The organism is Thermosynechococcus sp. PKX82, from assembly GCF_031583255.1.
GTDB lineage: Bacteria > Cyanobacteriota > Cyanobacteriia > Thermosynechococcales > Thermosynechococcaceae > Thermosynechococcus.
Genome location: NZ_CP134169.1, coordinates 2,177,893 through 2,191,344, shown reverse-complemented (window position 1 = coordinate 2,191,344; position 13,452 = coordinate 2,177,893). Strand labels below are relative to the sequence as shown.

Below are 13,452 nucleotides of genomic sequence, written 5' to 3'. Positions count from 1 at the left end.
AGAATAGAGCCTTAGTTTGCCTTAACTAGATCTCTTAACCCTTGGCGATCGCCCTTGGCGGAATTTGCAGTATCTCTTAAGAGAGCTGTAAACAACCGTTAAGTTGGGGTTAATGTTTGCGAGGAGGACTCACTCACGATGCGCTTCAATTCCCTTTTGTGGGCTAGTATTGCCAGTCTTGGCCTTTGGATGGCATCGCCAGTACACGCCAATAGCCAAGTCAGCACGCTGATGCAAGAAGGGCGACGGCTAGTGGAAGCAGGAAACTATGCCCAAGCCTTGGCCATTTATCAGCAACTGCTCCAGAGCGAGAGCCGTAATCCCCGCGTGCATTCTGCCATTGGCTACATCTATGCCCAGCAGGGACAATTTGCCGAAGCCGCCCGTGCCTACCAACGCGCTATTGAGCTGGATCAACAAAACGCTGATTTTTACTATGCCCTCGGCTACAGTCTGGGGATGATGGGGGAAAACCACGGGGCTGCTGCCGCCTACCGCCAAGCCATTCGCCTGAATAACCGTAATGCCCAATCCTACGAAGGACTGGCGGTGATTCTCGCCCGCATGGGGGATCCCCAAGGCGCTATACAGGCCTACCGCTCCGCCCTCAGTCTTGACCCCCGCAATTGGGCGGCTCAAAAGGGATTAGGCGTTTTGCTGCTCCAACAACGCAATATTCCTGAAGCCCTCAGTAGTCTGCAACAGGCGGCAAGCCTTGCCCCCGGCAATGCCTCGATTCAACTCAACTTGGGGATGGCACTTCTGGCCGCCGGCGATCCTAGCAATGGCTGGCAAGCGATTGATCGCGCCGCTAACTTGGGTCAGCGGGATGCGGATCTGCTACAACAGGTGGCTGAACTGGCCGTTGCGGCGAATCAACCCGAGCGAGCCATTCAAACCTATCGCCGCCTAATCACTTTGCAACGCGAACGGCTAGCCACCTACTTTAGCTTTGGCGAGTTGTTAATGCAGCAGAACAACCCCCTTGAAGCGGCGGCAATTTATCGTCAAGCTACGCAGATCAACCCTAGAGATCCCGAGGGATTTTATCGCTTGGGCAAAGCCTTGGCAGCGCAAGGGCGGCGGCAGGAGGCTCGCAGTGCCTATCAAGTGGCTTTGAAACTGTACCGTGAGCAAAATAACCGCGCAGGAGAAACCAAAGTCCGAGACGCGATGCGGCAGCGCAATTAGCGACTAAGCCCCCTGCCCTAGATTCATGACGACCTGCTGCAATTCAGAAATGAGAGCACTGGGACGGCCATTGAGGATATTTTGGTTTAGTCCCTCTAGGCCTTGGCGCAGGTGATTGAGGCGATCTTGAACGGGCTGTAAAATCTCCCGCAGTAGATTCGCTTGGCCGCGCTTGGCAGCGAGTAACCGTTGCTCTTCAATCAGTGCCTGTTCTTCTTGACTGAGTTGATCTTTTTGCTGCTGTTGCAGTTTGCGGCGCTCTTCAAGGTCGTGGCGCAGACTTTCGAGATCAGTATAGGCCTGCTGCAATTCTTCCGCGAGTTGATTGACAGCCACACTGTACTCTTGAAACTGGCGCTCCAGTTCACTGAGGATGGGAATGAGGCTAATGCCCTGTTGGGAGGCGGGATCTTTGCGCGCCTCTAGCACTTGTTTGTGGATTTTGTAGATCGCTTCTTTTTCACGGATATTTTGCCGCTGTCCTTCAAGCGCCTGATTGAGCAGATTACAGCGCTGGCGTTCGTCCTCCAGTTCTCCTGCCAGTTGCAGGCGATCGAAATCACTGGCGTCTTTGACTTTTTGCTCCAGTTCTGCTAAGGACTCCAGAGCCATTTTTAGCTCTTCTTCTTGATCGTTGACAAAGGCAGAGGCACGTTTGAGGTCATTACCGCGGTTGGCGACTTCTTTTTCGAGTTCCTCCATGGGCATTTTCATCAGGGCATTCACATCCACGGCCTCTGTGAGATCACTGACCATGGCTTGGCGCATTTGCTGGATCATTTCCTCCTGTTGGGCAAGGAGGTGACGTTCTTTTTCAAGCACGGACTGTTTGTAGCGGCAGAGTTCCTCCTGCAGGGCGATCGCCCGACTGTCTTGCCAAAATTGTTCTTGGGCGGTGCGCCACGTCTCCTCCTTTGCATGGAAGGCTTGCAGTTGTTCCTCTAGGGCAGCTTGCCGTTGACTCAGCTCCTGCTCCAGTTGCTCCAGTTGCTGCCAGTATTGACTCAGCAAGGCCTGCTGCTGGTCTAAAATTTGAAAACATTCCGCGATTTGAGGACGCCCACCACTGTTGAGGGTCTCTGCCAACTGCCGCAAAATCGAGTCCACTTGGCGAATTTGCTCTGGGGATAGGCCAACGCTGTGGCTTGATTTAAGTTGTTCCCAGCGCTGCTGCTCTTGGTGCACTTGGTGGCGTAAATTTTCAAGGGCTTGGCGCTCTGCTTGAATCCGCTGTTCCTCGGCGGTCAATTCTTCTCGCAATTTGTTGAGTTGTGCTAGCTGCTCTTCAGCGCCGGCCAGTTGCGCCTCTAGTTCTTGGAGTTCTTCTCTGCGCTGCTCAAATTCCTGTTCCCGTTGGTTCAGAGCTTCTGCTTGATAGGAGAGGGATTGCTTCCAGCCCTCAATTTCTTCCTCTTGACTTTGGAAGCGCTCACGCATCCGTGTGAAGCCGTGCAAGATACCGGTGAGACGGCGCGTTGCTTCATCCACGTTTTGAATCTGGCGGTTGGCGGCCATTTCAACAAAGACCAACACACCATTGCCGTAGTCACGACTGTTGTCAAAGGGAATGGTTTCTTCGTTTTGGGGGACAGGGTGCCAGTAGCCCGACTGCTCACGCATCAACAACTTCAACTCGGATTTCGTCCCCATGAAACCCGTTTTTTTAATCACCTCGGCAAGATACTGCACAGCCCTTGACCTCTACCCTAACGCTGAGACTGACACACAACTAGAACATACAACAACCGTAATAATACGCATGACGAAATTAAGTGAGTGAAGGATGCAACTTTTCGTCTGTCCGCGATCGCTGGAATCCAGAACCCTATATTTTTATTAAACACCCATCGGCAAGTGTTCAGCAGTGGCCTGAATCACTCGGTCGGGGACTGGAGAATTGCCAAGGCCAAGGTGGTTGAACTATTGGTCATTATAGCGAAAGGAGGGTTGCTACCCGCCAAAAGTCATTAATGTCATTAATCATCGCTGGCAGCGGGCATCCAAGGTTGCTGTGGCAAAAAGACGCGATCGCGCGGCAGGGGGGCAACGGGTTCTGTGAGGGTAAAACGACCACTGTGGATCCAGTCTTTGAGGACTTCGGCAATGCGCTGACTAAAGTAAAGACTCGTCAGGGGAGCAGTGCGCACAGTTTTGCCTTCAATTTTGATTTTGCCTGACTTGAGTTGAGCATAGTTGACCATGCCAAAGGTGGGACGCACGCGGCGGGGAATTGAAAAGTCAATAATTGGGGCAACCACGTCTTCATCACGAATGGCACAGCGGGCAATAACGTCTTGATCTAAGACGGGCAGGGGCACGCCCACTCCCAACATCAGGGAGGCACCGTAATGTTTGAAATAGCAACCGCGCACCCAAAAGGGATCCATTTGCTTGGCATCACCAATCAGGGCAAGGGTGGCTGCTGGACCAATGGGGGTGTCGTTGGCCAACCGTTTTTGCAAGGGGAAGTGTTGAGTGCCTTCCCACGCCACATAACCAATGCCACCGCCGAGAAAAATGCGCGTGCCAATCCCCACCAGTCGCAAGTAGGGATCATTCAATAGAGGTGAAAGGGCACCGCCACAGGCATAGACAGCATTCCCCAGTTGCGGTTGCAGCGGACCAAGGTAGGTATAGAGCGGGCGATCGCCCCCATTGACACCGACAATAAAATTTTGATAAAGATTGCGGGGGTTATAGAGATAGAACTGATTGATCGTCTCTTTGCTAATCACCGTTTCTAAACTGGCGCGGGGATAACAATCCGTGACATAGCCCACTGCCCGTAGGGGAATGGCTTTACCCGCAATCAAATCGGCAATGACATGGCCCCCCCCGCGCTCCCGCAGACTGTCGGCTTCGCCCGCTTCGGAATTGGGATCCAGCGATTGGGCTGCCCCCAAGTACAGATCGACGGCGCCAAAACCACTGTAGGCAGGAATGCCATCGAGCCAACACTGCCGCAGTTTAATCGGTGGATCCGTCGGCCCCAAGTTAATCATCGCCCCAGACGATTCCATGGGTTCAAACGTGCCCGTCGTGATCACATCCACTTGGCGCGTTGCTTCCGCAATGCTCAAGCTTTCAAGGCGGGCTTTGAGTTCTGCCAATGTCCAAACGGTGGCTTTGCCTGCTGTAATCTTTTCATTGATTTCGGCAATCGTGCGTTCCACAGGCGTTACCGCAGATCTTCAGGATGGCGGATTTGCCAAGTGCCGTCAGGCAGCCGTGAGACCTTACCTCCTAGACGTTCAATATTCTCGATGGCCGTTTGTCGCGAGCGATCGCTGACCGCATTCACCAGTGCCCAAATCCAGGCATTGATCTGTGCCATCCGACTATCGGGATCCCGCCGTAGGGTTTGTGCCAAGGAGCGATAATACTCTGCTGCGGCGCGGACTTGTGGATCTGGATTCATTTCTGCCCAAGCCGCCGCGCGATCGTAGGACTCTGCTGCCGCTTGCCCCTTGCCCAAAAAGAGCAATTCATCCATCGCCCGAAATACCCATGCCAAGTAAGCTGTCGGTTGATAGGCAGGATCCATCGCTGCCAGACCCCGATCCATCAAGGCCACAGAGGTTTGCGGCTGTCCTGCATACACCGTAATTGCCGTTGAAAGATAGGGATAGGTTGGGGCAAAGCGGGGGTCTTTAGCGATAATTACCGCAAAGAAAGCAGGTGCATCGTCGTAACCCGTGACTTGGCGGGCAGCGGAATCACCAAAAAACTGCAAAAATTGCAAAAACGCCCAATCGGCAACTAAATTGTCAAAACCAAAGGAAGGGAGATTTGCCAAAAGCCGCATCTGTGTAATGGTCTGGGCATTCTGGCGCTCATATTCAGCATCAGTGAATTGTTCTCCCGTTTGAGCCTGTAACTGACGCAGGGCATCCTGCTGCATAAAGGCAATAATGCTCAAGGCCACAACCGTCAGACCTAGACCCACAGCTTCTGACCAGCGCCAGCGTTTTTGAAGCATGGCCCACCCTCAAGCCAGTTAAGAATTTTTGTTGCTTGCTTCTCCCGGTTCAGTAATCCGCTGAAAGAGATAGCCTGTTCCCCGTGCTGTCAAAATTAATTCTGGATTACTGGGGTCTTCCTCTAGCTTAGCCCGCAAGCGGGAAATGTGGACATCCACCACCCGCGTATCCACATGGCGTTCTGGCGTGTAGCCCCACACCTGCTCGAGAATTTCTCCCCGTGAGAAGGGTTCCCCCGAGCGTCCCACCAGCAATTCCAAGAGCATAAATTCCATACCCGTGAGGCGAATGCGCTCATCCCCCTTATAGACTTGGCGCTTGTTGGTATCAATGCGAATATTGCCCACCTGAATCACCCCAGAGCTAGGGATACCAGAGGTGCTAGTTTTCTCAATGCGTCGCAGCACCGAGCGAATGCGGGCTTCCAACTCCTTGGGGGAAAAGGGCTTGACCACATAATCATCGGCGCCCAGTTCCAGCCCTGTAATGCGATCGGCGACATCGCCAAGGGCAGTGAGCATAATGATGGGGACATCGGATTCTTTGCGCAGTTCTTGACAGACGCCATAGCCATCGAGTTTGGGCATCATCACGTCAAGCACTACTAAATCTGGCTGCTCCTGCCGAAATGTGGTCAGGGCTTCCTCGCCATCGGCAGCAGTGACGACGGTATAGCCAATCATTGACAGCCGAGTTTCTAAAATGCGGCGAATACTCGCTTCATCATCAACAACGAGTATCTTTTCTTTGTGGCTCTCCAAAGTAACGGACACTCCTACTCAATGAGAACAGTAATGGATAAGAAATTAAAATGTGAATTTTTTGTACTCTATCATTTTTTTACTGGCTATAGAAAGACTCCCAGCCCTCACTAGGACAGGATTTTGCCGATTTTTCAGAATTGAGAATCTTTAAGATATTTTAATGTGGTCTTGTCGAGAAAAAAAGCGGACACCCCTGCAAGAGCATCCGCTAGTGTATTGATTCACCAGTGGTTAGTGGCAGCGTTCCCTAGTCGCGGTGGCTTGGCTGAATCCCCACCAACGAGGGCGAGAGGCTTGACCAAGACTGCTTCACCAAGTCGGCCTCGGCCTTGACACTGCCAATGTAGTTGCCCGCTGGCAGGGTGGGGAAGCGTTTGTAGGGCACGACATCTTCGCCAAAGTAGCGGCTGTACTCAGGGCTATTCACCATCGTTTCGACAGCAGCCTTGAGGCCTTGATCCGCCAAGATTTTGTTGTATTGGCGAATTTCCGCTTGGGTGGCCGGGGCGCGACCGAGGAGGTGACGGAAGAGGAATTCAATCACCTTGGTGTTGGGATAGGGGGTGTAGAAGCGGTTGCGATAGATCTCCGAGCTGGCCAAGGTACGCACAAACTCGCGAACCGTAATTTCACCGTTGCGCAGGCGGCTCTCGAGATCAGGGCGCCGGAACTGGCTGGGCACTTGGCCACTGAAGACATCCATCACTTGGCAGTAGATGGCATTGATCACCAGTTCCACTTCAGCACTAGGGGCACCCACGGTCATGCGGAAAATGCGAGCAGGACGGCGACGGGTGGTACCGACCCCCACTTCCACCGATTGACCATCGCCATTGCGGAAGGAGCGTCCCAATTCGATAAAGCGGGGTTTGCTGGGATCCGCTTGACGCGCTTCGGCCTCTTGTTCGGCGATCGCCCGACTGAGGAGCGGCAGCTTCGTGTTATCGAGGCGAGGTTTCACGGGTGCAAAGCTGGGGACGACAATCGCATCACTTTGCTTCGTGAGTTGATTGTGCAATTTCTCAGTGTTGGGGAAGTTGGCCGCCGGCAGGGTGGGGAAGCGACGATAGGGCACCGTATCCTCACCAAAGGCTTCAGCGTATTCAGCACTACTGACGAGGGCTTGGACAAAGGCCTTTAAGCCTTGGGTGGCCAGAATTTGGTTGTAGCGGCGAATTTCCGCTTGATCAAGGGGCGCTCGACCTAAGAAGTGCTTGGTGCCCAGTTCGATCACCTTGGTGTTGGGGTAGGGGGTGTAGAACTCCTTCTGATAGAGTTCCGAGCAACCCAAGCCCTCGATAAACTCCTTGAGGGTAATCTCGCCGTTGCTGAGCTTCGATTCAAGGGCAGTAAATTCATCGCGGACAATGTAGGGCGCCACATCCCGCTCAAAGACCTGACGATAGGCCGCCTGAATCACTAGTTGCAGATTTTGCTTGTCATTGAGATCTGTGAGCTTAAAGACCTTGGTTTGGTCGCGGCGCTTGCTCACCCCTTGATTGGCACGGAACTGAATTGCTGGCTCGGTTCGCAGTTCGGTCACCGCCCCCAGTTCGACAAAGCGAGGTGTTTCTTCTTTTTCAGGGGGTACGCCAGTTTCACCAATCGTGCCAGTGCGGAGCGATCGCAGAGCCAGACCTTGGGGCGTAATGTAGCGCTCGTAGGGAACCGTATCTTCGCCAAAGGCTTCGCTGTACTCTTGGCTGTCAATGATCGCATCCACTAAGCCATAGAGACCTTTCTTCGAGGCAATGTCGAAGTAGGTATTCATCTCTTGGCGACCATAGGTGGGACGACCCAAGAGGCGACGGTGAATATATTCAATCGCCTTCGTGACGTACAGCGGTGTCCAGTAGAGGCTGCGGAAGAGGTTTGACTTGGCCAAAATCCGCACAAATTCACGCACAGAGATTTCACCATTTTCCAGTTTGATCTCGGCCACTTTTTGGCGCTGCCCTTCATAGACATCGCGGCCAAAGACTTGCAGATAAGCGGCACGAATCACCCGCTGGGTCGAACTTTCAGCAAATTTGACGCTGTCGCCGCCCGTCGCGATCGAGCGTTTGCCAATGCGGGCATTGATGCTGGGAAGCTGATCCAGTTTGAAGACTTTTGGCCCTAGGCTGCCGGGGGCGACCCCACGCGCTGCGGGATTGCTCACCTGATTGTTGATCCCTGGCCCGCGCGTAATGAGAATGCGGCGGGTGTCTTTGTTGAAGGGTTGGGGGCGAGCATTGGGATTTTTCTTCTCTTTCGGGAAGATGGCGCCAAACTGAATTTCCAAGGGATCGTTGCCCGCACCGTAGGGGTGTTGATCCGGCAGCGGCTGATCCTGAGCGGCAAAGGTGGTGATGAATTGCGGGACTTTACGGAAGGGAGCACTGTACTTGAAGAGATCCTGTTGGGCACCCCAGTTGCGGCACTCTTGAGCCTCTTGACCCAGACCCCGCAGATAGGGCACCGTCTCTTCACCAAAGTAGTCGCTGTATTCCTTGGAATCCACAAGGGCATCCACTAAGGCTGGAAGACCCCCTTTGGAAATAATGGCAAAGTAGGTTTGCACTTCCTCACGGCTCGAAGGCCCACGACCCAAAATATGGCGGAAGGCCAATTCTAGGGCACGGCTGTTGATATAGGGTTCGTAGAAGTTTTTGCGATAGAGGGGCGATTTGGCCAGTTGGCGGATGAACTCCTTCATGGAGATGGAGCCATTTTTCACCTTGGATTCTAGGTCAGAGATGCCCAAGCCGTAGGCACGGGAGATGTCGCGTTCAAAGATTTGCCGATAGGCGGCTTTGACCACTTCGTTTTTCTCGGCAGCGGATAGCCCCGGCTTCATCACAAATTTGGGACGGCGTTCGGCGGCATTGAAGTAAATCTGGGGTAGTTGCAGACCTTGAAGATCCGTGGAGTTGCGCTGCCGCACTTTATCGGAGGGGGCAGGGGCAATAAATTCGTTGATCAGAACTTCAAAGTAGGTTTCCACAATGCCCTTGGCTTCGGCGTCTTTTTCAAAGTAGCTAAGAGCCGCCCGCCGCATTTCCTGTAGGGCAGCAATGGTGGCATCAGTGGAGCAAGCAGCCTCAATAATTTCCCGCAAGCCGCGCGTATTCACCGCCAGAATGTTGGGATCGCCAGCCACAATGGCATAGGTGGTATAGCGCAGGAACCAATCCAAGTCGCGCAGGGATTTTTCCATGCGGGCAGGGCCATAGCGGGCAATGTTGATCGGCTTGAAGCCCACGGGTGCACCACCACCAGAGGCACTAAAGACGGAGCGCAAGCCCTCTAGGAATCCACCACGGGTGTCCACATAGGTTGCGGTTCCCAACTTCATGGCTTCTTTCATGTCAATGGCTTCGCCCCTTGCCCCAGTGGTGAATTGGGGGGCTTCTGCAGTTTGGGGACGGGAGAGGAAGGCCATGGGGGAACCACCGACAAAGATGCGGTTGGCAGCACGGGAAACAATGATGTCGGCGTTGCGGGTGAGGGTGGTGGCAATTTCAAGGCGTTTTGCCCCAGAGCGCAGATAAACAGCGAGTTCATCCAGCTCACCCCGATTCAGGAAGCGATCCTGCTGTTCGGCTTGAATAATCGTTGAAACGGGGACTGTTTGATAAAGTTGCGGGCGGGCAACCGAGCTTCCACCACTTGCTTTGACAACCATGGTTACTAAGAGGCTCCCTTTACTTTTAGTTAACGCGCTAACTTAGATTAGAACGATTCGGGGGTAGCTCGGTATTTTTTTAAGAAATGTATAAATTTATGGGGATTTATCGGCGATCGCCCCTAAGCTTTATGAATTTTTGTAATATTCCTTGACGGCGGTGCCCGACCTCAACACCCATGCCTGCTTCAGGCAACTAATTCGCCCACTCAACCGATCGCCTAAAAGTGCTGAAAAAGTTGATCGGGCTGCAGGGGCAATAATTCACCATTGAGCTTGAGTTGCACTCTCTTTTCAGGAATCATTTCCCCAACAATGGCGGCTTGCTCACCCGCTGCCCTACAAAGTTCTTGAGCCAAGTCTGGGGCAAGGCACAACACCAGTTCAAAATCTTCACCGCCATAGAGTGCCCAGTTCAAGGCCTGCGGGCGATCGCTATAGCCCACCATCGGAATTTGCTCTGCCCAAAGAATCGCACCCACCCCACTGGCTTGACAGAGTTGCAAGACAGCTGCCGCGAGGCCATCACTACTATCCATGCCAGCCAGACGCGGCGGGGGCACCTGTTGGCGCAGCCATTGCACAATATCCAATCGAGGTTGAGGGCGTTGATGGGCTTGGATCCACGCTTGCCGTAGTTCTGCGGACACAGTACTGGCCCACTGCGGATACAAAAGGCACTCGAGACCAGCGCGGGAGGCACCATGAACCCCCGTCACGACAATGACATCCCCCACCCGGGCGCGATCGCGATAAATAATCCGTTCTGGCGGCGCACTGCCCAAGACGGTGATGCTGAGACTGAGAACGCTAGAGCGACAGGTATCACCACCGATAATGCTGGTGCCATAGGCCTGACAACAGGCGGCCATGCCTTGATAAATCTCCTCAATTGTTGCCACAGGACAGTTGCGCGGTGCCGCGAGACCCACCGTTAACCCCAAGGGCAATGCCCCCATGGCTGCAAGGTCGGATAAATTGGCGGCCAGCGATCGCCAGCCCACATCCACTGGCGTCATGGTCACAGGGGTATCGCCCATGCCTAAACTAAAGTGCACCCCCTCCACTAGGACATCGGTACTGACAATCAGTTGCTCCCCAAGGGGTAGCGACAGAACCGCGGCATCATCGCCAATCAATTCCCTGTGGCAATAGGGGCGCAGGCGCTCAATCAATTCCAGTTCGCCACAGTCGGTGAGGGTGAGCATCACTAGTCAAACATCCGAAAATAGGGGGGGCGAATGGGGGCGCCGGGTTCTTTTTCGAGATCAAAGTTAATCACATCCCAGCGCTCCTCTTGGCTAGCGGGGGGGCTAAACTCAACGGGCAAACCAAAGAGGCGCAGCATTTGGGGATCCGTGGAGCCTCGCCAAGGGGTGCTGCGTTCGAGGTAGGCACAAAAGAGATCCCGATAGCGTTCGGCAATAATGACTTTGGTGGCGCGGTAGCCTTGGGTGTAGAGGCGATCGAGGGCATCGTGAATTTCAAAGCGAATCCCGTCGGGGTGGGTGTGCTGGCGATACCATTCGCCGTTCCAGAGGCGCCAAATGCGGCCGGATTGTAGGTGCATTAATTCCCCCGTTTTGGCATCAGCTTCAAAAGGACCGTGGCGCGGGCACAGGTACGTATCGGTGAGGGTCAGGGCGGGAATGACTTGCCGACAGTGGGGACAACGAATTTCAGGACCAAAGATCGGGTAGTGAGAGCCGGATGAGATCATGGACAGTTACCACACAGCGGCAGCAAATCCACCGCGATCGCCCTTATTATAACGAGTTGACTTCAGGAGCGGAAAACAAGGCGCCGTTCCCCCTCAAGTGGGTGGTTTGGGCTACCCTTAAGGGGTGGCAGATGCCAAGATAAAGAAATGTGTAAATTGGGATTGAAGCGTCAAGAATGATCCTTGGGGATGAACAGCGGGACATTTTGATTATTGGTGGCGGCACCATGGGGCTGGCGATCGCCATCGAATTGGCATTGCGGGGGGCACGACCCACCGTTCTCAGCCGCCAGTTTCGGGAAGCAGCGCTCCATGCCGCAGCGGGAATGTTAGCCCCCCAAGCAGAAGGCTTGCCCGCAGGCGCCATGTGGAATTTGTGTACGGCGAGCCGCAATCTCTATCCCAGTTGGATTGATAAGCTTGAGCAACTGACGGGCATGGATGCGGGCTACTGGCTCTGTGGTATTTTGGCACCCGTGACCGATGAGCGGCAGCGCGATCGCGCCCACCCTATGGAACCCGACAGCCGCTGGCTCGATGCATCTGAACTTGGGAACTATCAACCGGGCTTTGCGGAGAGTGTGCTAGGGGCTTGGTGGTTTCCCCAAGATGGGCAGGTGAATACGCGCAACTTGGCTAAGGTCTTGGTGAGTGCCGCTCGCATTCTAGGAATCGAAGTGATTGAGGGCATTAGTGTCCAGCGGTTTCAGCAAACCCCCCAAGGGGAAATTACAGCCTTGGAGAGCGATCGCGGGCGTTGGTCTGCGGGGATTTACATTCTGGCCACAGGCGCATGGGCACAAAGCCTACTTCCCCTACCCGTCACCCCCCGCAAGGGGCAAATGTTAGCCCTAAAACCGCCGGGGCAACCCCTACTGAACCATGTGATCTTTGGCGATCAACTCTATCTCGTGCCGCGTCGCTCTGGCAAAGTGGTGGTGGGTGCCACCAGTGAGGATGTGGGTTTCCAAGAGGGAACTACGGTTGCTGGCCTGCAAGCACTGCTGAATCGTGCCACCGCCGTTATTCCAGAGTTGGCCAGTTACGAGGTGATTGATACGTGGTGGGGCTATCGTCCAGCCACCCCCGATGATTTACCGATTTTGGGAGAAGGGCCAGCGGCGAATCTTTACTTGGCCACGGGGCATTACCGTAATGGCATTTTACTTGCCCCGATTACAGCGAAGCTGATGGCCAACTTGATTTTGCATCGGACGGGCGATCGCCACCTGAAAGCCTTTTCGTGGCAGCGATTTCAAACTCCGTCAGCAACCAGTGCCTAGGCCGTCACCAACTCAGGACTAGGACGTTTGCTATGGCGGATGCCCGCGATCGCTGCTGCGTAATCCGGTGCCTTGAAGACCGCTGAACCGGCCACAATGACATTGGCACCGGCTTCGAGAACTTGCCACGTATTGTCCGCCTTGAGACCGCCATCCACTTCGATCCATGGGTCTAAACCGCGCTCTTCGCACAGCTGCCGTAGCCGCCGAATTTTTGGCAAAACCGCTGGAATAAATTTCTGGCCGCCAAAGCCAGGGTTGACACTCATAATCAGCACGAGATCACAGACATCAAGGACGTACTCAATGAGTTCAAGAGGGCTAGAGGGGTTGAGCACTACCCCCGCCTGTTTACCCAGTTCCCGAATTTGACAGAGGGTGCGATGCAGGTGAGGCGAGGCGTTGTGTTCCGCATGGACAGAGATAATATCCGCCCCCGCTTTGGCAAAATCCGCCACGTATTTTTCTGGCTCAACGATCATTAAGTGCACATCGAGGGGCTTTTGGGTCAAGGGGCGAATTGCCTCAACAACCAATGGCCCAATCGTGATATTGGGAACAAAACGACCATCCATGACGTCGACATGGATCCAGTCGGCTCCCGCCCGATCCACCGCTTGGATTTCTTCACCCAAACGACTGAAGTCCGCAGAGAGAATGGAGGGAGCAATCACGACGGGCTTAGCACTCATGACCGATTCATTCCGTAAATAACGTTACAATTGTTTTTCAGTGTACCGAGCGATCGCCCCCACAGCAACTCTCCACCACCCAGACCACTTTGGCAAGTGCCTATGCATAGCCACTGCAGACCAACGGTACATTTTATAGTAGGCAACAATAGAGT

10 protein-coding genes are annotated in these 13,452 nt (G+C 54.1%); 2 read left to right on the top strand and 8 right to left on the bottom strand.

What is annotated here, in order from left to right:
• Nucleotides 1–189 precede the first annotated feature (189 nt).
• Complete coding sequence (locus tag RHH53_RS10850; protein WP_302678287.1) at nucleotides 190–1,191, top strand: tetratricopeptide repeat protein; 1,002 nt, start codon at nucleotides 190–192, stop codon at nucleotides 1,189–1,191.
• A 3-nt stretch (nucleotides 1,192–1,194) separates the two neighbouring features.
• Here the strand turns inward: RHH53_RS10850 and hmpF are convergent, their stop codons facing one another.
• The 7 genes from hmpF to RHH53_RS10815 all read right to left on the bottom strand — a co-directional run bounded on the left by hmpF (nucleotide 1,195) and on the right by RHH53_RS10815 (nucleotide 11,322).
• Entirely contained in the window at nucleotides 1,195–2,880 is a 1,686-nt protein-coding gene (gene hmpF / locus RHH53_RS10845; protein ID WP_206200159.1) for a pilus motility taxis protein HmpF, read from the bottom strand.
• Between the two features lie 287 nt (nucleotides 2,881–3,167).
• On the bottom strand, nucleotides 3,168–4,364 hold the full coding sequence (locus RHH53_RS10840) for a homocysteine biosynthesis protein (protein ID WP_302678286.1): 1,197 nt from the start codon (nucleotides 4,362–4,364) through the stop codon (nucleotides 3,168–3,170).
• Between the two features lie 5 nt (nucleotides 4,365–4,369).
• Nucleotides 4,370–5,170: a hypothetical protein gene (locus RHH53_RS10835; protein ID WP_302678285.1), complete on the bottom strand. Its 801-nt coding sequence runs from the start codon at nucleotides 5,168–5,170 to the stop codon at nucleotides 4,370–4,372.
• 18 nt (nucleotides 5,171–5,188) lie between these two features.
• Entirely contained in the window at nucleotides 5,189–5,932 is a 744-nt protein-coding gene (rpaB, locus tag RHH53_RS10830) for a response regulator transcription factor RpaB (RefSeq protein WP_149821735.1), read from the bottom strand.
• A 250-nt stretch (nucleotides 5,933–6,182) separates the two neighbouring features.
• The gene (locus RHH53_RS10825) at nucleotides 6,183–9,602 is read right to left on the bottom strand and encodes a phycobilisome rod-core linker polypeptide (protein WP_310438525.1); all 3,420 of its coding nucleotides are present in this window, start codon (nucleotides 9,600–9,602) and stop codon (nucleotides 6,183–6,185) included.
• A gap of 221 nt (nucleotides 9,603–9,823) precedes the next feature.
• Nucleotides 9,824–10,810, bottom strand: a complete 987-nt coding sequence (gene thiL, locus RHH53_RS10820) for a thiamine-phosphate kinase (protein WP_206201692.1) — start codon at nucleotides 10,808–10,810, stop codon at nucleotides 9,824–9,826.
• Between the two features lie 2 nt (nucleotides 10,811–10,812).
• Entirely contained in the window at nucleotides 10,813–11,322 is a 510-nt protein-coding gene (locus RHH53_RS10815; protein WP_206200155.1) for a TIGR02652 family protein, read from the bottom strand.
• A 176-nt stretch (nucleotides 11,323–11,498) separates the two neighbouring features.
• Here RHH53_RS10815 and thiO point away from each other — a divergent pair, with 176 nt between their 5' ends.
• Nucleotides 11,499–12,605, top strand: coding sequence for a glycine oxidase ThiO (gene thiO, locus RHH53_RS10810; protein ID WP_302677600.1), 1,107 nt, complete (start codon nucleotides 11,499–11,501; stop codon nucleotides 12,603–12,605).
• Here thiO and rpe read toward each other — a convergent pair.
• Nucleotides 12,602–13,297: a ribulose-phosphate 3-epimerase gene (rpe, locus tag RHH53_RS10805; RefSeq protein WP_310743780.1), complete on the bottom strand. Its 696-nt coding sequence runs from the start codon at nucleotides 13,295–13,297 to the stop codon at nucleotides 12,602–12,604. The genes thiO and rpe overlap by 4 nt on opposite strands.
• Nucleotides 13,298–13,452: the final 155 nt, after the last annotated feature.